This is a genomic window from Metabacillus sp. B2-18 (assembly GCF_021117275.1).
Classification (GTDB): Bacteria; Bacillota; Bacilli; order Bacillales; family Bacillaceae; genus Metabacillus.
Map to the genome: position 1 here is coordinate 4,928,963 of NZ_CP088245.1, position 21,150 is coordinate 4,950,112.

Annotated in this window: 23 protein-coding genes; 5 read left to right on the plus strand and 18 right to left on the minus strand. The window is 37.9% G+C overall.

What is annotated here, in order from left to right:
* The first annotated feature begins 240 nt into the window (after positions 1-240).
* Both LPC09_RS24605 and LPC09_RS24610 read left to right on the plus strand, forming a co-directional pair.
* Entirely contained in the window at positions 241-1,023 is a 783-nt protein-coding gene (locus LPC09_RS24605; protein WP_098795387.1) for an RsfA family transcriptional regulator, read from the plus strand.
* A gap of 115 nt (positions 1,024-1,138) precedes the next feature.
* Positions 1,139-1,957: an EcsC family protein gene (locus LPC09_RS24610; RefSeq protein ID WP_098795386.1), complete on the plus strand. Its 819-nt coding sequence runs from the start codon at positions 1,139-1,141 to the stop codon at positions 1,955-1,957.
* Positions 1,958-1,962: 5 nt separating this feature from the next.
* On the opposite strand, the gene LPC09_RS24615 is transcribed toward LPC09_RS24610, so the two are convergent.
* From LPC09_RS24615 to pta, 8 genes are all read right to left on the minus strand, one after another.
* Positions 1,963-2,808 (minus strand): octanoyl-[GcvH]:protein N-octanoyltransferase, encoded by an 846-nt coding sequence (locus LPC09_RS24615; protein WP_098795385.1) that lies wholly within the window; start codon positions 2,806-2,808, stop codon positions 1,963-1,965.
* Between the two features lie 70 nt (positions 2,809-2,878).
* Positions 2,879-3,874 carry an agmatinase gene (speB, locus tag LPC09_RS24620; protein WP_098795384.1) on the minus strand — a complete coding sequence of 332 codons (996 nt, stop codon included), beginning with the start codon at positions 3,872-3,874 and terminating at the stop codon, positions 2,879-2,881.
* 89 nt (positions 3,875-3,963) lie between these two features.
* Positions 3,964-5,343 carry a sigma-54 interaction domain-containing protein gene (locus LPC09_RS24625; RefSeq protein WP_231308664.1) on the minus strand — a complete coding sequence of 460 codons (1,380 nt, stop codon included), beginning with the start codon at positions 5,341-5,343 and terminating at the stop codon, positions 3,964-3,966.
* Positions 5,344-5,470: 127 nt separating this feature from the next.
* Entirely contained in the window at positions 5,471-6,124 is a 654-nt protein-coding gene (locus LPC09_RS24630; RefSeq protein WP_098795382.1) for a cyclase family protein, read from the minus strand.
* A 3-nt stretch (positions 6,125-6,127) separates the two neighbouring features.
* The gene (locus LPC09_RS24635; protein WP_098795381.1) at positions 6,128-6,919 is read right to left on the minus strand and encodes a carbon-nitrogen hydrolase family protein; all 792 of its coding nucleotides are present in this window, start codon (positions 6,917-6,919) and stop codon (positions 6,128-6,130) included.
* 8 nt (positions 6,920-6,927) lie between these two features.
* On the minus strand, positions 6,928-8,301 hold the full coding sequence (locus LPC09_RS24640; protein ID WP_098795380.1) for a purine-cytosine permease family protein: 1,374 nt from the start codon (positions 8,299-8,301) through the stop codon (positions 6,928-6,930).
* Between the two features lie 18 nt (positions 8,302-8,319).
* Positions 8,320-9,777 carry an aldehyde dehydrogenase family protein gene (locus LPC09_RS24645; protein ID WP_442920049.1) on the minus strand — a complete coding sequence of 486 codons (1,458 nt, stop codon included), beginning with the start codon at positions 9,775-9,777 and terminating at the stop codon, positions 8,320-8,322.
* An 821-nt stretch (positions 9,778-10,598) separates the two neighbouring features.
* The gene (gene pta, locus LPC09_RS24650; protein WP_098795379.1) at positions 10,599-11,567 is read right to left on the minus strand and encodes a phosphate acetyltransferase; all 969 of its coding nucleotides are present in this window, start codon (positions 11,565-11,567) and stop codon (positions 10,599-10,601) included.
* Between the two features lie 276 nt (positions 11,568-11,843).
* Between pta and hemQ the strand changes: the two genes are divergently transcribed.
* Positions 11,844-12,593, plus strand: a complete 750-nt coding sequence (gene hemQ / locus LPC09_RS24655; RefSeq protein ID WP_098795378.1) for a hydrogen peroxide-dependent heme synthase — start codon at positions 11,844-11,846, stop codon at positions 12,591-12,593.
* Between the two features lie 430 nt (positions 12,594-13,023).
* Here hemQ and LPC09_RS24660 read toward each other — a convergent pair whose 3' ends face one another.
* The 3 genes from LPC09_RS24660 to LPC09_RS24670 form a co-directional block, all read right to left on the minus strand.
* The gene (locus tag LPC09_RS24660; protein ID WP_098795377.1) at positions 13,024-13,383 is read right to left on the minus strand and encodes a GNAT family N-acetyltransferase; all 360 of its coding nucleotides are present in this window, start codon (positions 13,381-13,383) and stop codon (positions 13,024-13,026) included.
* Positions 13,340-13,507 carry a hypothetical protein gene (locus LPC09_RS24665; protein ID WP_176550963.1) on the minus strand — a complete coding sequence of 56 codons (168 nt, stop codon included), beginning with the start codon at positions 13,505-13,507 and terminating at the stop codon, positions 13,340-13,342. Before LPC09_RS24665 ends, LPC09_RS24660 begins: the two co-directional genes overlap by 44 nt.
* 372 nt (positions 13,508-13,879) lie before the next feature.
* On the minus strand, positions 13,880-15,319 hold the full coding sequence (locus LPC09_RS24670) for a DDE-type integrase/transposase/recombinase (RefSeq protein WP_098795475.1): 1,440 nt from the start codon (positions 15,317-15,319) through the stop codon (positions 13,880-13,882).
* 164 nt (positions 15,320-15,483) lie between these two features.
* On the opposite strand from LPC09_RS24670, the gene gerQ reads away from it, so the two are divergent.
* Complete coding sequence (gene gerQ / locus LPC09_RS24675; protein WP_231308665.1) at positions 15,484-15,963, plus strand: spore coat protein GerQ; 480 nt, start codon at positions 15,484-15,486, stop codon at positions 15,961-15,963.
* Positions 15,964-16,004: 41 nt separating this feature from the next.
* Here gerQ and LPC09_RS24680 read toward each other — a convergent pair whose 3' ends face one another.
* From LPC09_RS24680 to LPC09_RS24705, 6 genes are all read right to left on the minus strand, one after another.
* Positions 16,005-16,376, minus strand: a complete 372-nt coding sequence (locus tag LPC09_RS24680) for a DUF423 domain-containing protein (RefSeq protein ID WP_098795152.1) — start codon at positions 16,374-16,376, stop codon at positions 16,005-16,007.
* A gap of 114 nt (positions 16,377-16,490) precedes the next feature.
* The gene (locus LPC09_RS24685; RefSeq protein ID WP_098795153.1) at positions 16,491-16,790 is read right to left on the minus strand and encodes a hypothetical protein; all 300 of its coding nucleotides are present in this window, start codon (positions 16,788-16,790) and stop codon (positions 16,491-16,493) included.
* Positions 16,791-16,906: 116 nt separating this feature from the next.
* Positions 16,907-17,209, minus strand: a complete 303-nt coding sequence (locus LPC09_RS24690) for a YwdI family protein (protein WP_231308666.1) — start codon at positions 17,207-17,209, stop codon at positions 16,907-16,909.
* Positions 17,210-17,224: 15 nt separating this feature from the next.
* Entirely contained in the window at positions 17,225-17,404 is a 180-nt protein-coding gene (locus LPC09_RS24695; RefSeq protein WP_121663951.1) for a uracil-DNA glycosylase, read from the minus strand.
* Positions 17,405-17,489: 85 nt separating this feature from the next.
* On the minus strand, positions 17,490-18,158 hold the full coding sequence (locus tag LPC09_RS24700) for a uracil-DNA glycosylase (RefSeq protein WP_231308667.1): 669 nt from the start codon (positions 18,156-18,158) through the stop codon (positions 17,490-17,492).
* On the minus strand, positions 18,139-18,972 hold the full coding sequence (locus LPC09_RS24705; protein WP_231308668.1) for a glycosyltransferase family 2 protein: 834 nt from the start codon (positions 18,970-18,972) through the stop codon (positions 18,139-18,141). Before LPC09_RS24705 ends, LPC09_RS24700 begins: the two co-directional genes overlap by 20 nt.
* Positions 18,973-19,131: 159 nt before the next feature.
* Between LPC09_RS24705 and LPC09_RS24710 the strand changes: the two genes are divergently transcribed.
* A complete protein-coding gene (locus tag LPC09_RS24710) occupies positions 19,132-19,446 on the plus strand; it encodes a YflT domain-containing protein (protein ID WP_331275791.1) in 315 nt (104 codons plus the stop codon).
* Between the two features lie 167 nt (positions 19,447-19,613).
* On the opposite strand, the gene galT is transcribed toward LPC09_RS24710, so the two are convergent.
* The gene (gene galT / locus LPC09_RS24715; RefSeq protein WP_442920050.1) at positions 19,614-21,140 is read right to left on the minus strand and encodes a UDP-glucose--hexose-1-phosphate uridylyltransferase; all 1,527 of its coding nucleotides are present in this window, start codon (positions 21,138-21,140) and stop codon (positions 19,614-19,616) included.
* Between the last annotated feature and the right edge of the window lie 10 nt (positions 21,141-21,150).

Sequence of the window (21,150 nt, forward strand, 5' to 3'; positions counted from 1 at the left end):
ATTTCCTCCTGCGGTTGCATTTTCCATTTCATTTTATAAACATGAGTAAAAATGGTTATAGTAGATTATAAAAATGAAAGATAGTCACCAATTTTCACAGCAATTTACAGGGATATTTATTTGTTTTTGAAAAAATCTACTATCCTCTTAAGAAAATTGTATAAAACAAGTCATTCTTGTCCATGCTTAGTAACAGTTAATAGTAAACAATATTTATTTCACATAGGGAGTTGGACATTTATGAAACAAAGACAAGACGCATGGTCAGAAGAGAATGATTTATTACTAGCCGAAACCGTTTTACGACATGTTCGTGAAGGCAGCACACAGTTAAATGCATTTGAAGAAGTTGGAGATAAGTTAAATCGTACTTCTGCTGCATGTGGGTTCCGCTGGAATGCTGTAGTTCGTCACGACTATGAAAAAGCATTGCAACTAGCGAAAAAACAACGTAAACAAAGAATGAGAGCTTTAGGAAAAGGACAACCTGTTAAAAAGCAATTACTTTATACACCAGATTCTCCTTCTGGAGATATAGAAGATTTCGATGAACAAGAAGAGCAATCAATGATGTCAATGTCTGCTTTAGAAAGCCATATGGCAGAGGTAATGCCTGCAGATGAAGATGTATCAACATCATTTACAAAACAAGCACAACCAGCACCAGTAAAACAACCTGTTGCCACCCACCAAACTCAAGCTACAACTAATAGATTAACAATGGATTCAGTTATTGCATTCTTGCAGTCTTATAAAACAAGCAGCGTTCAATCAGAAGCATTAAAAAGTGAAAACCTTCGTTTAAAGCGTGAAGTTCAAGAGCTTTCTTCACAAAATGATGAACTACAAAAGAAAGTGAACAGATTAGAACAAGACACCGTTACCGTTCAAGAAGACTATGAAACATTAATGAAAATCATGAACCGCGCGAGAAAGCTTGTTCTATTTGATGAAGAAGACCGCACAGTGCCAACTACATTTAAAATGGATCGCAATGGAAATTTAGAGAAAATGGCTGAATAGTTCTAGTTGAAGACGTGATAACCACGTCTTTTTACATTTTATAAAACTTTCATGAAACTCTATTGAATCTTCATTCGTATATAGTGATCATATCAAGTGAAAAGGTTGGTTTAACATGGAAAATCAATATTGGCTGCAATCAGAATTAAAGATCATTGAAAAATGGGAGCAGGATCAAAAAGGGGTTTGGTTTTGGGAGCGAATTGGTCGCCTTCCTTTTAAGCTATTAGATAAAATCACTCCAGCTTTTATTCAAAAAAAGATTGGTGTTCTTTTAGATGAATTAGGGCAATTCGTCCAAACAGGTGGACAATATTTAACACAGGAAAAACTTGTGTTAGGAAAGCTGAGAAAGAAGGCTGGTAACGAAGCTTTAACACTTACCGACATTTCCACTCTTCCCCTCTCAACGATGGATGAAGTAGGCGCAGAGTTAAAGTCAAATCGAAGCAAGCTCGCGACCATTCAAGGAGCTACAACAGGGGTTGGCGGAATTTTCACCCTCGCCATTGATATTCCTGTTCTACTCGGTCTTTCCTTAAAAACGCTTCAAGAAATAGCAATCACATATGGATATGATCCTAGTAAACGCGAGGAACGGATTTTCATTGTAAAATGCCTTCAGTTTTCTTCTGCCGATATTGTTGGAAAACAGGCGATATTAAATGAATTATCATCATTCTACAAACGAAGTGAAAGCACAAATAATGAAATGATTTCACAGCTTCAAGGCTGGCGTGAGGTTGTTTACACATACCGCGATCAATTTGGGTGGAAAAAACTACTTCAAATGGTTCCAATCGCAGGCATCGTATTCGGGGCACTAACAAATCGCTCTATGATTCACGATTTATCAGAAACAGCAATTATGTTGTACCGGAAAAGAAGAATACTAGAAAAACTAGATGCATACGAAAAAGAGTTAGCTGAGTAAGTCAGCTAACTCTTAAATACTTTTTCATTGCGATCGATCATTCGCACCAAATTTTGTTGAAATAGAAGCTGCTCATCCACTGTAAGAGAAGATGAAATTAGCTCCTGACTATGTTCCTTCAACGTAAGTAGCAGTTCATACAACATCTTTTCAACCGTTAGCTCTACTTGAAGTAAATCACTAAGTGAAGACATCGTTTCCGGTTTAATCACTGGAAACGTAAACTTCGTTTGTTCATTTCTTAAAGAAAGCTCATAAAACTGACGAATAAGGTCAGCTCTTTCTTCGCCGCTCCCTGTTACACAAAGATAAATCTGAACAGCAACTCCACCGCGCAGTCTTCTTTGCGATATTCCTGCAAATTTCTTACCGTTTATACTTAAATCATAGCTGCCAGGACAATAAGAGCCAACAATTTCACGTGCTTCAATATTGGCATCGTATTTTTTCAGCATCAGTTTAATTAAATCAAGCATCGCATCATAGCCGCGATCAATATCAATTCCTTTTTCACTATCAGGAAAAATAAGCGATATATTTAATACATCCTTGTCTAATACAACTGCAAGGCCTCCAGAATTTCGAACAATCACATGATATCCTTGGTTTTTGAGAAATTGTACACCTTCCTCTAAATATGGAAGCTTGGTATCTTGTATTCCCAGCACAATCGTTTTATGATGCACCCACGTTCTCACCGTTGCTGGTGACTCATTTTTTCCAACACTTGCACACAAAGTGTCGTCAATTGCAAACGAGTGCTTCGCATCAAATTGCGGTCCCAGGCTTGATTGATCAATGATCCTCCACTGTGGCTGATGGATTAAAGAGGAAGGTAATAGATTGGTCATGATGAATTACTCCTTAAAACAGTTTCGTTCATTCATTATACCACTATTAGTCTTCATTCTATCCTCATTTTCATTTCCAAATCCCGTTATTCACCTCTACTTGTTCTTCTGAAGCTCCTTCTGCTAATCTTCGTTTTTTTAACGCAACTAAGCTAATCATCTCAAATGCTACAGCTGATGCCAATGCAGCAGTGATTTCTCCATGATCATAGGCAGGAAGCACTTCAACAAGATCAAATCCAACTAAATTAAGACCGTCAAGTGCTCTCACATATTCTAATGCTTCGTGACTCGTTGGACCTGCCACCTCTGGCGTACCAGTACCAGGTGCATAAGCAGGGTCCACAAAATCAATATCAAAGGTTACAAAAACAGGTCGATCTTTTCCTACTCGTTCGTGAATACGACGAATGACCTCTTCTTGACCGAGCTTCCTTGTTTCACTCATCGTGATTACTTCAAAGCCTAAGTCTTTAGCATCCTGGATATCACCTGGACCATATAAAGGACCGCGCATTCCGATTTGAATGGAATGATCCACATCTAGTAACCCTTCCTCAACTGCACGACGGAATGGTGTTCCGTGTGTATATTTTTCACCATAATAATGATCCCACGTATCACCATGTGAATCAAAATGAACCAATGCAACCGGGCCATATTTTTCATGAAAAGCACGTAAATTTCCTAATGAAATGGAATGGTCTCCTCCTAAAATAATCGGCACAACTCCTTTATCTAAAATCGGTTTTAATCCTTGCTGCATTCTGTCATACGTTCTCAGCACATTACCAGGAACAATATCAATATCACCGTAATCCACACCAGAGCAATAATCAAAAATATTAATATCCTGATCAGGATTATAAGGTCTTAATAAAACAGAAAAATTACGAATATGCTGCGGGCCGTAACGTGCCCCCACTCGGTTTGTGGCTGCTGTATCAAAAGGTACACCAACCACAACAAAATCAACAGAATCTGTTGTTGGAAGAAGTTCTAATCTCATAAATGTTCGAATTCCAGAAAAACGCGGTGATTGGGAAGAATCTTTTGGTTGATACATTGTGAACCGACTCCTTTTTATCTTAAGTTTTAATATGAACAAATTGAAAAAAGCATGACATTTCTGTCATGCAAAATCCGTGCCACCTATTAATCTATGTGATATTTTTTTAACTTTCTCACCGCTGTTGGTTGACTGATACCAAGCTTTTCAGCGATTTTTGTGGTGGTGATAAATTTTTCCTTTGCCTGTTGAAACACCTTACTCTCGACTTTTTCCAAAATTTCTTTTAACGAGTTACTTTCTAAATGATAAACAATGTCAGAATTGCTTTCTGATCGGTAGGATTCTGGCAAATTATCTACAGAAATTAACTGACTTGGAGTAGTCACAACGAGCCGCTCTATTAAGTTCATTAACTCGCGAACATTGCCCTTCCATTTATGGGTGATTAGATGCTCCATGACGGCATCATCCAATTCTCTTGTTCGATGATATTTTTGAGAAAAATAATCTAAAAAATAATAGATAAGTGGCACAAGATCTCCGCTTCGTTCCTGTAACGACGGAACATGAATCGGTACAACATTTAGCCGAAAATATAAATCTTCTCGAAATAGCTTTTGCTCGACCAACTCTTGAAGATGTTGATTTGTTGCAGCAAGCAATCGGAAATCCACTTTTCTTAGTTTTGTCCCACCTACGCGGTAAAACTGCTTTTCTTGAATGAGTTTTAAAAGCTTTACTTGATTTTCAAGAGAAAGCTCGCCTACTTCATCTAGAAAAAGCGTTCCACCTTCTGCTAGCTCTGCAAGGCCCATTTTTCCACTTCTATTTGCACCGGTAAAGGAGCCAGCTTCATAACCAAAGAACTCCGCTTCGAATAAGGATTGGGGAATGGCCCCGCAATTCACCTCGATAAATGGCTTTTTCTTTCGAGGACTTAGGTTATGTATGTATTTGGCAATTAACGATTTTCCAACACCAGACTCTCCTAACAATAAAACATTCACATCAACATCTGACACCTGCTTCGCCATTTGCAGCGTCATTTTCATTTTTTTATCCTCAGCAATTAGGCCATCTGCAGAGAGCTGTTCCTTCTTTAACGATTGAATCTCGTCTTTCACACGCGTCATTTCATCTTCCATTTTTGATAAATAGCTTTTCATCGTTAATAGTTCCGTTACGTCGTGTGAGTAACTAACAACTCGGTGAATTTCACCCCTTTTGTCCACAACAGGAATGCCTGTGACTAAGAGCTTTTTTCCTTTATTTGTGCTTTGGACAATCGTTACTTTTTCCTTTTTCTTCAACACAATCGGGGTGATGGCAGGAGAAAATATTCCTTCACTTTCCAGCTCATAAACTGTACGGCCAATTAGCTTTTCATAAGGAATTTGGTAGATTTCTGCTGTTGCTTGTGTGGCGCGCAAAATTACTCCTTGTTCCGTTGTGACAAGCAAATCATCTTTTAGGGAGTTTAAAATTTCTTCTGCATCAGTAGTTGTGCTCACAGCTTGCTTCATCGTATCACCACCTCTTTTAGATTTGGTTATTCATCTATGTATAGTATATTCATTTTTGAATAGTCAGTCTATTTGTTTTTCATCCCTCGAAATAAAAAAAGGTCAGGGACCACTATCCCCAACCTATCTATTCTTCCATTTGAATCGCAATTGCGCGTACGGGGGATCCATCAATCCCCTTTAACTTTAACGGCAATGCAATAATGAATGGATTTTGAAAATCAATGAGAGCAAAGTTTGTGAAGTTTTCCCCGATGATTCCATTCACCTTTGTGATTAAATCATGTCCCTCAAACGAGCTTCCATCTGGTGGATCAATATTTAAAGCATCGATAAAGAAGGTTTTTATCCCTCTACTTAATAACTCCACGATGACCTCAGGCTTTAGATAAGGATGTTCATAATAAGCTGGCTGACCAAGATATTTTGACCAGCCTGTATGAAATAAGGCAATATCTCCTGCCTGACAATGATGTAACTTCTCCATAATATCTTCTAATATAATGGCCTCTTTTTTGTTTTTGCCCGTTACATCAAACAAAATTCCTCTGCCCATAAACTGCCGAAGCGGCACCTCATCAATTTTTTGACCATCGTTATTAAAGTGATACGGGGCATCAACATGTGTTCCAGTGTGTGAGCCAATTTTTAATAAACTAACATTGTAGCCGTCTCGTTCAAATGTCGCAGCAGGCTTCAGTGATGGCTCTGGGTCCCCCGGATAGATTGGGGTTTGTTCTGTAATGGATATGGATAGATCAACGACCTTTTTCATGTTTATCTCCTACCTTTTGAATAAATCATCGCGAAAGTCTGCTTGCATGGTGAAAAAAGACTCTTGAAGCTCTTTTCTTTGGTCAGTATCAAGTGATGCGAATAAAATCGCTTCTTCCTTTTCCTCTGATTTGACCATTACTTTGCCATCTGGCCCATAAATGGCTGATTTTCCAAAAAAATCAAGATCATTAGAAAGGCCAATATGGTTACAGGTTGCTATAAAGACTGTATAATCAATGGCTCTAGCCCTCGCAAACAGTTCATAAGGCTCATGATGTGGAGATTCCCATGCACTTGGGGCAAGAATCACTTCTGCCCCTTTTTGAGCTAGAGCCTTTGCTAAGTCAGGAAAAGCTAGGTCCCAACATGTCATCAAACCAAACTTTCCTATTTCAGATTCTACAACCACTATTTCTGATCCTGCTGTAAAAAACTTCTTTTCAAGGGGGGTTAAATGAATTTTTCGGTAGTTTGCGATTTTGTCACCATATGAGTTAGTCACCATTAAAGAGTTATAGATCATGTTAGTGTCTCCTTTTTCAACATACCCGTAAGCAATGGTGATTTCTTCTTGTTTTGCGACCTCTGACATGATTTGAAAATGTTCTCCATCTGCAGAATCAGCTACATCTAGTAATTCTTTTGTTAAAAAATAACCTGTTGAACACAGCTCAGGAAATATAATTATTTCAACATTCTGATATTTATTTTTACATGATTTTACTTGCTCGACCATTTTCTCCAGATTTTTTTGTTTATTTCCATTCGTATATTGTGATTGCACAATCCCTATGTTCATCCTGACTCTTACACATCCAATCTCGTATTTGATACTTCATCTGTTAAGTTCGGCTTTGTTACCTGCTTTGTTGCATACATGAATGCCCCGTATACAACTCCAGAGAAAACAAATGTTAAAATAGTGGATCCTACACTTAATGGTTTAATGTAAGTGAAATAAAAGGCAAATATTGCTCCAGCAATGTAAGATACATACGCAACATAGTTGATTCCGCTTTGGTATTGATATAATTTTTTCGTGTTTGACACAAGCTCCTCCGCATCATAACGGCCTTTTTTCAAAATGAAGAAGTCAACAATTACGATTGCAAATACTGGGATAAAAAGTGTTGCAATTAGCAGGACAAAATCAAAGAAATTTGTCATTAATGCTTCTTTCATTAACGCACCAAGTGTACAGATTATCCCTAAAATTAAGCCAGGCTTCCAAAAGCCAAACTTCGTGAAAACATTCATAAATGACATGGTCGCGCTGTATAAAGCCATAACATTTGTTGATAAAACTGAGAAGAAAACAACAATCGAAGCCACTAATCCAAATCCATATTGAGTCAATAATACAGTTGGGTCATATGTTTGTTCCATTCCATTTATAATACTAAATCCACTAACCGCAGCTCCCATCCCCATTGCAATTAAAGAAGCTACTACATAACCAGCGAATGTACCGATCATCCCTTTTTTCCCATCTTTACAATAACGATTAAAATCACAAACAGATGACATCCAAGAAAATGCTGTTGCCACAACGATATCAAACGCGATAACAGCTGTTAGAGCTGGATTTTCACTTAGTGTCATCGTGACAAGTGCCCCGGCATCATAGCTTGTAAATAATTTATAAAAAACGAGTGCAGACAAAATTAGCATTGCAATAGACACATATTTTTCAATACTTTCTACGCCTTTATGACCATAGATCGTAATTGCAACAACAAGGATTTCCGTAAGAATAACAAATAGATTAATATTGCTATAACCAAATGCATAATTCACAGCATAGTTTAAGCTCAGTCCCGCCATATAAGCCTGAATCCAGCTCCAGCCAACCAAGATAATCGTATTAACAATAGCCGGGAGAACAGCTCCTTTTTGACCGAAAGAAGCTCTCGTAATGACCATCGTAGGAAGTCCTGTACGCGTTCCAATTAAGCCTGTCATTGCTAGTGGTATAGCTCCAATTGCAGAGCCTAGTAAAATAGCAATAACAGCATCTTTGAACGAAATATCAGGTAAAAACATCATCCCCGTCATAACTGACGTAATGACAACATTGGCTGCGAGCCAAAGGGCAAACGTACTAAACAAACCCATGGTTCTTTCATTATTCTTTGTTGGTAAAATACTGTCTCTTCCAAATCCCTCTAAAACCTTTGCCATGCACTCATCCCCTTAAAATTAGTTATTTTTAAAGCTATACCAACCAAGCTGCCCGACTCTTTCTGATATATTTACATGCTTTGTTTCTGTGAATGAAGCTAAGCCTTGTGGACCCAACTCTCTGCCAATACCACTTTGTTTAAATCCTCCCCATGGCGCTTCAATATAAGGAGTATGGTAGCTATTAATCCAGATTGTACCCGCCTTAATTTTCGAGGCAATTTCCCTTGCCTTTTGTGCGTCAGAGGATAAAATTCCTCCTGCTAAACCAAATTTTGTCCCATTTGCCAGTTGAATTGCTTCTTCTTCATTTTTAAAGGTTTGAACCGTTACAACAGGACCAAATATTTCATCCTGAACAATTTTCATTTGCTGCTCGACATTTGTGAAAATCGTCGGCTCGATAAAGTAACCTGGACGTTCGATTCTTTTTCCTCCATAAGCAATGTTCGCCCCTTCTTCCAGACCGGTCGATATATAGTGCTGGACTTTTTCTAAATGCTGAGCCGACACTAATGAGCCTAGTTCCGTTTGCTCTTGCTCCGGGTCGCCAATTCTAATGTTAGATGTGTACTCAACAAACTTTTGTAGAAATTCTTCATATATTTTTTCATCAACAAGAATTCTTGAAGATGCCACACATACTTCTCCTTGATTAAAAAAAGCTCCAAACATAGCCCACTCAACAGCCTTCTCAAGCTCGGCATCAGCCAAGATGATTAGAGGAGATTTTCCACCGAGCTCCAAAGATACCCGTTTGAGAGAACTTGCACACTGTTCATTAATTTTTTTGCCTGTGATCGAGCTGCCTGTAAAGGAGATCTTATCAACATCCTCACTTTCAACGACGGTCACTCCAACAGCACCATCTCCAAGGATTAAGTTAAACACTCCTTTAGGAATATCTGTTTCAGCAATTAATTCTGTCAACTTTAGAAAAGATAATGGAGTTACTTCAGAAGGTTTAAACACAACTGTGTTTCCTGCTGCCAATGCTGGTGCCAGCTTCCACAACCCTAGTAAAAGTGGAAAATTCCAAGGTACAATTAACCCACAAACACCAATTGGTTCTTGAATGACCTCACTTACCGTTCCATCACTCATTTCTATTTTTTGAGGCTTCGTTTCACGAATTAATTTAGCGTAATAACGAATACAGCTAACACCATCTTCCACATCGATCTCTGCTTCTCGGAAGGGTTTTCCTGTATTTTCCGATTCGATTTTAGCAAACTCATTTTTTGACTCTTCCAATAGTTGGGCTAAATGAGTTAATGCTGCGGTACGCTTTTCTAGATTTGTCGCCCAATCAGATTGATCAAAAGCCTGTCTAGCTGCTGATATTGCATGAATTGTTTGCTCGCTACTAGCTTCATTTACTGTAGTGATGACCTCACCCTTCGCTGGATTTATAACCGTCCGCTGAGTTCCCTCTCCGGCCAACCACTGTCCGTTTATAAATAAGTCCTTAATAATAATCACTCCTTGTTTTTTGATAGCTTACTAGTTTTAATGCAAATACCATGCCAAGTTAGGGATAGTGTTGTTGCAAATTCTAATTTGCCCCTTGTATCATCTTGCAATATAGGATTTTTGAGTGCATGTTTGATGTTATGTTTTCTAACATAGGAGTTTTGGGTGTATAAGCTTACAATAGTGAGTGTACTTGTTGTTATTCAAAAATGAATAGGTTTGTGATGTGAAAGGGTAAGGGTGGTGGATGGGGTTTTCAAACTTTGGTTATGGTTTGGTTATGGTTATGAAGTACGTTTTCTCGGTTTATTCTTGCGCTTTTGGTCTTCATCACGAATATGAAGAACGTTTTCTCACTTTTTCCTTGCGCTTTTGGTCTTCATCACAGGTATGAAGACTGTTTCCTCGGTTTTTCCTTGTGCTTTTGGTCTTCATCACGAGTATGAAGAACGTTTTCTCACTTTTTCCTTGCGCTTTTGGTCTTCATCACAGGTATGAAGACTGTTTCCTCGGTTTTTCCTTGTGCTTTTGGTCTTCATCACAGGTATGAAGACTGTTTCCTCACTTTTTCCTTGCGCTTTTGGTCTTCATCACAGGTATGAAGACTGTTTCCTCACTTTTTCCTTGCGCTTTTGGTCTTCATCATGAGTATGAAGACTGTTTCCCTTTTGATCACCTGCTATTTTAGTCTTCATTGCAAATATGAACGACATTTCCTCTCTAATCTCTCTCCATTTTGTCGTTTACCATCTCCCTCACAATCTTCCCCCCAAATAATAAAGACGCAAATCCTTTAATAGAATTCACGTCTCATCATTCATCTTTTAAGCTTGTGCAGCTGTGATTAACGCTAATTTGTAAACATCTTCTGCGTTACAGCCGCGTGATAGGTCGTTTACTGGTTTGTTTAATCCTTGTAGGATTGGGCCGACTGCTTCGAAGTTTCCTAAGCGTTGAGCGATTTTGTAGCCGATGTTTCCAGCTTCAAGGCTTGGGAAGACAAATACGTTTGCATCACCTTTGATCACTGAGTCTGGTGCTTTCTTTTCAGCTACTGAAGGTACAAATGCTGCGTCGAATTGGAATTCGCCGTCCAGTACGATGCTAGAGTCAAGGCCTTTTGCGATTTCAACAGCTTGTGACACTTTTTCTGTTTCTGGTGATTTTGCTGATCCTTTTGTTGAGAAGCTTAGCATGGCTACACGTGGATCAATGTTAAACATTTTCGCTGTTTCTGCACTTGCGATTGCGATTTCTGCAAGATCCTGACTATCTGGAGCAATATTGATTGCACAATCGGCAAAAACGTATTTTTCATCTTCACGTACCATGATGAAAACACCTGATGTTTTTTTGATGCCTTCTTTTGTTTTGATAATTTGAAGAGCTGGACGTACAGTGTCAGCTGTAGAGTGTGCTGCACCACTTACAAGTCCGTGAGCTTTTCCTAGATGAACAAGCATTGTTCCAAAGTAATTTTCATCCAAAAGGATTTTGCGTGCATCTTCTTCCGTTGCTTTTCCTTTTCTTCTTTCAACAAATGCAGCAACCAGCTCGTCCATTTCTGCATAGTTTTTTGGATCATAAATGTTTACACCGTCTAAAGTTAAGTTTAATTCTTTTGCTTTATTTGTTACTTCCTGCTCGTTACCAACTAAGATTGGTTGCAGAATTCCTTCACCAGCTAAACGGTTTACAGCTGTTAAAATTCGTTCATCTAAACCTTCAGGAAAAACAATTTTAATTCCTTGTCCTTTAACTTTTTCTTTTAATGTCGCAAATAAATCTGACACAAAAAAACCTCCTTGAGTATGTAAGAGAAATGCTTCCTTAACTAGGATACTCCACTTATTCTTAATTTCAAACCGTTCTGTCACACTGTAACGCTTACATCTAAATTTTTTTAATTTCAAAAAAATCTGTTAAATTCTTCGCTTCCACTTTTGGAGTTTTCCACTAATCCTAAGAATTTACTCTTTGTTGTTCAAGTTTTATTACCATGGTGAAATGGACAAGATATGATATAGTAAATGTGTACATAACGAATTCATAAATAGGAGTGAATATATATGAGTGAAGCAGCACAAACCTTGGATGGCTGGTATTGTTTACATGATTTCCGTACTGTTGATTGGTCTGCTTGGAAGCTGTTATCTAATGATGAGCGTGAGGCTGCCATCAATGAGTTTTTAGGTTTACTAGAAAAATGGGGCGTTGCCCAAGATGCGGAGCAAGGAAGTCATGCTCTTTATTCCATTACTGGTCAAAAAGCAGATTTCATGATGATGATTCTGCGTCCAACAATGGAAGAGCTAACTGAAATTGAGCTTGAGTTTAATAAAACAACTCTTGCTGAATTTACGATTCCTGCTTATTCTTATGTTTCTGTTGTTGAGCTAAGTAATTACTTAGCTGGTGAAAGCAATGAAGATCCTTATCAAAATCCACATGTTCGTGCTCGTCTTTATCCAAAACTACCAGAAGCAAAATACGCTTGTTTCTATCCTATGGATAAGCGCCGTCAAGGCAATGACAACTGGTATATGCTTTCAATGGAAGAGCGCCGCGATATGATGAAAAGCCACGGCTTAATTGGTCGTTCTTACGCTGGTAAAGTAAAGCAAATCATCACAGGCTCTGTGGGCTTTGATGATTATGAGTGGGGAGTTACTCTTTTCGCTGAAGATGTTCTTCAGTTCAAAAAGCTTGTTTATGAAATGAGATTTGATGAAGTTAGTGCTCGTTACGGAGAGTTTGGTTCTTTCTTCGTTGGAAACATCTTAAGTACTTCTAAATTGAATGATTATTTTTCGGTTTAATAAGTAAAAAACTGACTCTGTGATTGTAACAAGCTCGGTTTTTGAAGTACAAATTCGAATTAACATTGCTTTTGTTTAATTATTGCACTTGGATTAAAAAGCAATTTGGCAAGTATATTAGAAAAGAAAAATGCTTGGAGACAAATATGCTCCAAGCATTTTTTATACCAAGATCAGCACCTATAAAAGTGATATTCAGATCTTAAAGAATCTCCAGAAGATAAACGGATAAATTCCTCTTAAAGAGGAATTATCACGAAAAAAAGGTGAAATAGGTGGAAAGATTCCGCCTATTTCATTAAAAAGGATGAAAATGGGCAATTTTACTTTGCTTAACCGGAGAAATTCCGGTTATATCTCCCAACTGTGTTCAATGCTTCAATCTAACCGGAAAAACTCCGCTTATTTAAACTACGTTACTGTCCATGAGTCAGTTTTTTAATTTTTTCTCATAGCAATCTACTTCTCTTCCATCTTTAAACGGCTTCGTCTCATAATAGATAAATCCCAATGATTCCCAAAAGATTTTTGCATCCCTATTGTTTGTTAATACACCTAGTCTGATTGCTTGCTTTCCTGAATTTTTAATACTTTGCTCAAAAAGGTGATAAGCTCTTTTTCCAAAGCCCTTTCCTTTCCACTGTTCATGAATCATAAGCAATCCCAGCCAAGGATAGTGGTCCTTCGGGTTTTCAGGTAAATAGTCGATTAAGCCAATGTAGTCTTGATCAGCTTTTATAAAATAGCTATATGTAGCTGGGTTCAGAAACTCTTCCTTCATTTCTTTCATTGATCTTCATTGATCGAGTTTCCTTCCCATTTTCTAAAGCATTGTAGATTTTGTTCGAGAGGACAATTTCTTGCACCTTTTTCATTTTATCCTTTGTTACTTCTTCTAAAGTAATTGTAATCATTTAGCTTCTCCTTCAATATTTTTGTTTAAAAGGCATAAGTTGCTTGTTCGCAACATACCTATGAATGAGCAAAGATTGAGAAAAGATCCCTTTCGGTTTTATCACTTATTAATTTTGGTAGTGTCAAAAGATTTATGAAAACTACCTAAAGGGTTAGCTTCTCTCCTATTTACTGGATGGAGATGCGCCGCAATCTCTCTTGACAAACACGCCAATGGTTTGTGGATTGTTTAACAAGGGCGAAGGGAACAAAAGAAGGCATACCAAATAAGCCCTTGGTTGTTTCCATTTTAAACCATTGGCAAGTTCGGTTTGTCAAGAGTTCGCTCCGCCGATTGCTGAATTAGCTTAAGGGCTCAGCTAAACAAAAAGTTAGGCTTGTCTTTGTTCTACTATCCATTGTTGTGCTAATCCAATGAGCTTTGTCCAACGTGCTGGCATTGTTGGAAGCCCCTTGAGTTCTGGATTCACTACGGGCACTTTTCCTTCTAAGGCGGCATGCGGACGCAAAAAGTTAAAGTAGGCCGTAAATAAGGTGACGTATGAAATGGAACCATGTTCAGAGCCGAATCCATGAGTGGAGCGATAATTGCCCTTAAAGGTGCGGTTAAGTCTCTCAATTATTTGTTTCATTGGTCTATATTCGGTTGAAACAGGGTCCTCATTGGTTAATCCAATGACCTGCTTCACATCGAATAAAATCTCATGTTGAGCGAAGAAATGTTGGGCTAAAAGATAGATTGGATTCCCGTCTACCACAAAGGTCAGATTTTCTGGAATCTCTTTCATCTTGATTAAGACCTCATCAATTGCTCGAATGGCTGTTGCTGTGTCTCGATTAGGCGACACCGGATACGAAAGAATAATCTTTTTCACGGCGTCAAAAAAGAAAAATAAATAATGCCATCGACCGTTTACTCTGATATACGTTTCATCACCGCAGAATTGGTCTGAAAGTTCATAGGGATAGTGATCCACATAAGGTTTAAGTAATAAAGCTACGCTATTTTCGTAGTTCAATACAGTCTGATGTGAAATCATCACTCCGTGTACGTCCTGCATAATCGCAGCTGTTTTACGGGCCGAAAGGCCATAGTTTACATGATAGGTTAGGATCAATCCTAATGTATGTGGGGATGCATAAATCTTTGATAAGTCCACGGCCGGCAGTTCTGGTGATTCCTTAGATAACGGCTGGAAATCGATATAAAACTGACGGAAAATGTATCTCAATTTAAATGCTTGAGGGTCCTTTTTGAACCTTTTCTTTTCTTTTGAAGTCATCCCATTGAGCTTCTTTTGATAATAAGAACAGTCATTGTTCTTGCACTTAAACACGTGAAAATCTTTTCTTTCTTTTATTTTCTCGAGAGTCTTGGAACAATGAGGACACTTCAGGATGGCCTCCTTAGAGTAACGGTTCTTTTCACTGAAAAGTTCTGTACACACCTTGCATTGATACTGACCTTTATCTCCATTGTTGGCATAAAGATAATCCGATGGAGCACCACACTTTGGACAGTTCATGGCTTTAGGTACGGAAACTTTTGCATTCTTACGCCTTTGAACAGGTTTGAGAGCTTTCCCGTTCTTCTCTAGATATTCACTAAGAAGAACTCGATAATCAAGCTGTTCTAGAACTTCAATGACCGGAAGGTCATCCACTTGAAGTTTTCGATAAGGTTTATTTACGGGCTGTTCAGTAGGTTTATCGAACATGCTTTTACCAATCAATAAAGTAAGCAATGTTCGAATGAGTTGTTCTTGATAGTTTATAAAAGTTAATAAATAGGTTATAATTTGAGGGTACAAATTGTCACTTCCATTCTTGGTTGTTGGGTGTGTGGTAACCTCAATTATCCAAAGAATTTAGGGGGTGGCAATTTTTTTGCCTATAAAGCCCTCTATGGAGATATTTTATAACCTATTTCTTATAGAAGTTTTGACAATACGTTAATTTTTAGGAGGGTTATTATATGACTAAAAGATTTCAACAACCTCAACAGCCTTACGGATATGACGCAGCAACTGGTGTTCAACCAGGACAACAAATGCCGATGCAAATGCAAATGCAGCAAACAGGTTACCCACCTGCCGCTACATATTTTCCAGGTCAATTTGGGCAAGTACCACAATTTCCACAGCAGCAGCAACCGGGTGTGGCACAATATATCCCTGGCATGCTTCCTTTAGAGCAATCCTATATTGAAAATATTTTACGTTTAAATCGCGGTAAAGTCGCAACCGTTTATATGACTTTTGAAAACAATCGTGAGTGGAATGCGAAAATTTTTAAAGGTATCATTGAAGCAGCAGGTCGTGACCACCTGATTTTAAGTGACCCGCAAACAGGTATGCGTTATTTACTTCTTATGGTTTACTTAGATTATGTAACATTTGATGAAGAGCTTACTTATGATCCACAATATGCATTAGCATCTGTTCAACCAAGATAATATGAATGAAGGCTGACAAAATGTTTGTCAGCCTTCATCTTTTATAAATATCTGATTGCCGCATATCCTAAAAGCAGCCAGCCTGCTAAGAAAGCTAAGCCTCCTAATGGAGTGATTGCTCCTAATATGCTAATTTGTGTCACACTTAATACATACAAGCTTCCTGAGAAAAGAATAATACCAATTAAAAATAACCATCCGGCCGTTGTGAATACACCAATATTGGTGAACTTATCCACTAGAAAAGCAATGACAAACAATCCCCCGGCATGGAACATTTGATATTGCACACCAGTTTGCCATGTTTTTATGTATTTTTCAGGAATTTTCCCTTCTAGACCATGTGCTCCAAAGGCACCTAATGCTACCGCTAAAAATCCGTTAATTGCTCCTAAAAGAAGAAAAAGCTTCATATTAGGCTCCACCTCCAATTGATTACTCTTTCATCTTACCCTAGAATGGGTTATTTTCAACGGAAAAAGTGTGACAATCTTGTTATGTGAAAAAAAAGAGCCACATATGGGCTCTTAACGATTTTGCAAATATACTTTTAACACATCAGATACTCGCTGTTCGTTTTCGACAGCTTTAATATAGTAATGGTCGCCATCAAGATAGGATTCGAAGTTGTTAACTCCTTCATTTTTTAAAAACTCATCTATATCTGAAACAGACTCCTGTGCTGTTAATAAATATTTTTGACCGATATAATCTTGGTTTACATAAACATCATAGCGGTCTTGGCCAATTTTTGTTGGAGCTGGGTCATTTAAAAGTCCCATATCAAAGCGTCCTCTTCCCATGTTAAATAAATCATCATATGCCATGTTTCTAACCTCCTGTACAATGTTATTATCATTGTGTCCTGATTAGATGAGAATATGATGGATTTCACTGGAGTGATTGCTTCATTTTATGGAAGATGGGAAAATTTAAAGATCACCTAAAAGTCGAAAAGCGAATCACCGTTAGCATCTTCTTCTTTAACTGTTCTTTCACTTGTAGGATTTTTAACAACCGTTGACATATTCCCCATCATTTTTTGAAGCTCTAGTTGGCTGATTTCACTTGATGATGGTGATGATAAAGGTTGAACTGATACTTCTGATTTTTCATCAAGAATGATTTCACACAGTGATTGAATGACGGCTACTTTTTCACGTACTTCTTTAGTAGATGAGCTGTTTTTTGCCTTGATTAATTCAGCTTCCATTTTAATTAATAGTTTTGATACAGGTATGTTCACTTTTTATTCCTCCAACTAAGCCTTAATTGCTTTTTGCTCATATTTTAAACATGCCATGCCAGAAGATTTTTTAACCGTAATGGCAGGTCTTGCTGCTGATTTAAATCCGTATGCTCGACAGCCATTCGGAAACCGCGTATCCCAAGTGACATAAAAATGCTTACACTTTATACAGTTTATTGGTGTTTCCTTCATGTTTTATACTCCTTTTTCTTGCTTTTAATACGGTCCGTTCCATTGCGCTCCTCTATCTGTTATAAAAATTATTAAGAACAAAATTCTATAAAGACCAATCAATTTCTTCTATATGTTGACTACGCAAATAGTCATTTGTTTTAGAAAATGGTTTACTTCCAAAAAAGCCTTTTCGGGCAGAGAAGGGGCTAGGATGAGCACTTTCGATGACGAAATGCTTTGAAGAATTGATGAGCTGTTTTTTTTGCTGAGCATGCTTTCCCCAAAGGATAAAGACAATTGGTTGGTTTCTTTGGTCTAGTTTTTTGATGATTTCATCGGTGAACATTTCCCATCCTTTTTTAGCATGTGAAGCTGGTTCTCCTTTTCTCACAGTTAATACGGTGTTTAAAAGGAGGACGCCTTCCTTCGCCCATTTTACTAATGAGCCGTTTTCCGGTAACGAACAATTTATGTCATCTTGAAGCTCCATGTAGATATTCCGTAAAGAAGGAGGGAGCTTAACACCCGGCTGGACTGAAAAGCTTAAGCCTTGTGCTTGTCCTTCTCCATGATATGGGTCTTGTCCGAGAATGACAGCTTTTACCTTATCATAGGGAGTTTCGTTCAACGCACGAAAAATGCTTTCACGTTCAGGGAAAATGGTTTGTTGTTCATATTCTTCACGTAAAAATTCTAACAGTTCCTTAAAATAATCAAACTGAAATTGTTCGCCTAACACGCTGTCCCAGCTTTTATCCATTTGTAATTTCATTGCTCTCCTCCTGTTGGCTATAGCGCGTGAAAATTGGACGTCCATCCCATACTCGTTTTGTTTCTGCTTCACGATCTTTCATTTCTGGCTCTTCAAGAAGCACAAAGAAGTTTTTCGTTGGCAAATCTCCTAATTGGTGTTTTTCACATAAACGATCTAAATACGTTTTGCGCTTTAGGCCTAAATCTGCCGACTGATTTGTCCCATCTTCAGAAAATGCATAGATGACACTGGCCATTGGTATTCTTTTCACTGAACAAGCCTCTACAGCTCTTAAGAAAAAGTCCCAATCCCAATAATTATGAACGTCATGATCAAATAAACCAATTTTATCATGAAGCTCTTTTTTATAAATACTTCCTGATGGCACATATGTTGAAAACTTCTTCATTTCTGCAAGATCATACTGGTATGCAAAGAGCTGCCTTTTAAGTGGATGGCGGGTGTTTCCTCTTTTTTCGAATTGAACAATTTCGGCATCAAAATAAATGAAATCAGCGTTTTGTAGCTCTTTTAATGATCTTTCCAAATGAGTCTCAGTAATAAAATCATCATCATCACAAAGCATGATGCAATCACCTGTTACATGCGTGACTCCAATATTTCTTGCACGAACATGCTTAACATTTTCCGTTAACTCAACAGCTTTTATTGGTAATTCACTATACAAAGAAACGAGCGGCTCAATGCTTTCACCCGCATCATTCACAATAATCACCTCATGTGGAAGTACAGTTTGTCGAGCAATTGATTCAAGAAGCTCTGAAAGTTCGGCCAAACGATTATATGTCACAATCACAATTGATATCTTCATCACGATCACCTTTTCTTTATTATCCTTTTATTTTAACAAACTCTATTAGTCCTTTTATAGAAAAAACCTTCTATGACCTATAGGCTATTTTTTTCCATGCATGTTTGTCCAAGTAAATTCGGGGTAATAACCAAGTAAATGACAAAGGAGTTGATGATGATGAAAACATATATTGTTGAAAATGGTGTACAAGCTTCTGAGAAGATTCTCACTTTACAAGCGGAAGGTTATGACAAGGAGCACATTTATTTATTTGCACATGACGAAAATCGCTCCAAGCATTTAACAGAACATACAAACACAAAAGGTATTGGATTAAAAGAAGAAGGTATCTTTGATAAAATGGCAAATATCTTTGTATCTCGTGGTGAACAAATTCGCACCCGAATGACCTCTATAGGTCTTTCACAACATAAAGCAATGGAACTAGAAGAAGAATTAGACGAAGGAAAAGTCGTCATTGTGGCACAATGATAGATATAAGAAAGAGTCTAGCCTTTATATTGGTTAGACTCTTTTTCAGCTCAACCACAAAAAAACACCTCCTTACAAGTAAGGAGGCAACATACATATATAAAATTAGGGGGGATTAATAGCATCATTGACACATTTGATGATTCTTATACTAATAAATTCAATTATTATGTTAATTGTGCTTGTAAATGCTGAACAAAACGATGAAATGCTTGTTGACCAGATTCATCTTGTTTGAACACACCCGCATGCTCTAAAATCGTTGCAAAAACATGGCCAACTTCTTCAAGTAGAAGTTGATAGGCATTGTCTTGATTGATATCTGGTAAATTCGTTTTTACCTTTTGAGCCCATTCGTAATGTTTGTTAATCTCTTCATCTTGCTCAATTTTAGCGAGGCCATCTTTATCCGGTAACCATTCAGCAAGCTTTTTTAATTCATCTAACAACCTTCCAGGTAAAACAGCTAATCCCATCACTTCAATAAGACCGATGTTTTCCTTTTTGATATGATGAACCTCTTGATGAGGATGGAAAATGCCGAAAGGATGCTCTTCATTTGTTCTGTTGTTTCTAAGCACTAAATCAAGCTCAAATAGATCGCCTCTTCTTCGTGCAATCGGTGTAATCGTGTTGTGTGGTGTTTCTTCTGTAAACGCTAAAACATCCACAGTTTCATCGCTGTAGTTTTTCCATTGCTGTAAAATATCTTCTGCCGCTTCTACAAGCTCATCTTGATTTTTCCCTTGTAATCTTAAAACAGTCATTGGCCATTTCACGATTCCCAATTCAATGGAAGGATACTTACTCAGCGTAAATGAATGTAGCTTTTCTGCTACCTCCATTGGGAAAGTATGATGACCTCCCTGGAAGTGGTCATGACTTAAAATAGAGCCACCAACGATAGGTAAATCAGCGTTCGAACCAAGGAAATAATGTGGATATTGTTCAACAAAGTGAAGTAGCTTTTTAAATGTTTCCCCGGAAATTTTCATCGGCTTATGTTCACCAGAAAAGACGATCGCATGCTCATTGTAATAAACATATGGCGAAAATTGAAGAAACCATTGCTCATTCCTTAATGTAACAGGAATAATACGGTGATTTTGTCGGGCTGGATGATCTAGTCTTCCCGCATAGCCAACATTTTCTTTACAAAGCAAGCATGATGGATATTCGCTTTTTTGCATATGACGGGCAGCAGCGATCGCCACTGGGTCTTTTTCAGGCTTAGATAAGTTGATGGTCATTTGCAAATCACCATACTCTGTGTTCACAAGCCATTTCTCGTTCTTAGCAATTCTATCTGTACGGATATAGTGAACATCCTGAGAGAATTGATAAAAAAACTCTGTAGCTTTTTTCGGTCCATGCTGATCTACTTGTTCATTAAATCTTCGAATCATTTCACCTTGAGACGGGACGAGGCAGCCCATAATCTTTGTATCTAATAGATCACGGTATGTGACTGTGTTTTCCTGAAGAAGTCCCGTTTCAGCGGCCCAATTTAAAATATTTTCTAAAATTAAAACGGGAGAATTCAGCTGTTCTTCTGGTACCTCGACAAGCTTGAAATCAGAAAGCTTCAGCACCTCCAAAATTTTGTTTCGAGATAAATCAACGTCCCATTTTGTAATCAGTTGCTTTTGAAGAGCAAACTGTAGCAATCTTTCTATTTCTAAATCGATGTGGATTGACATGGTT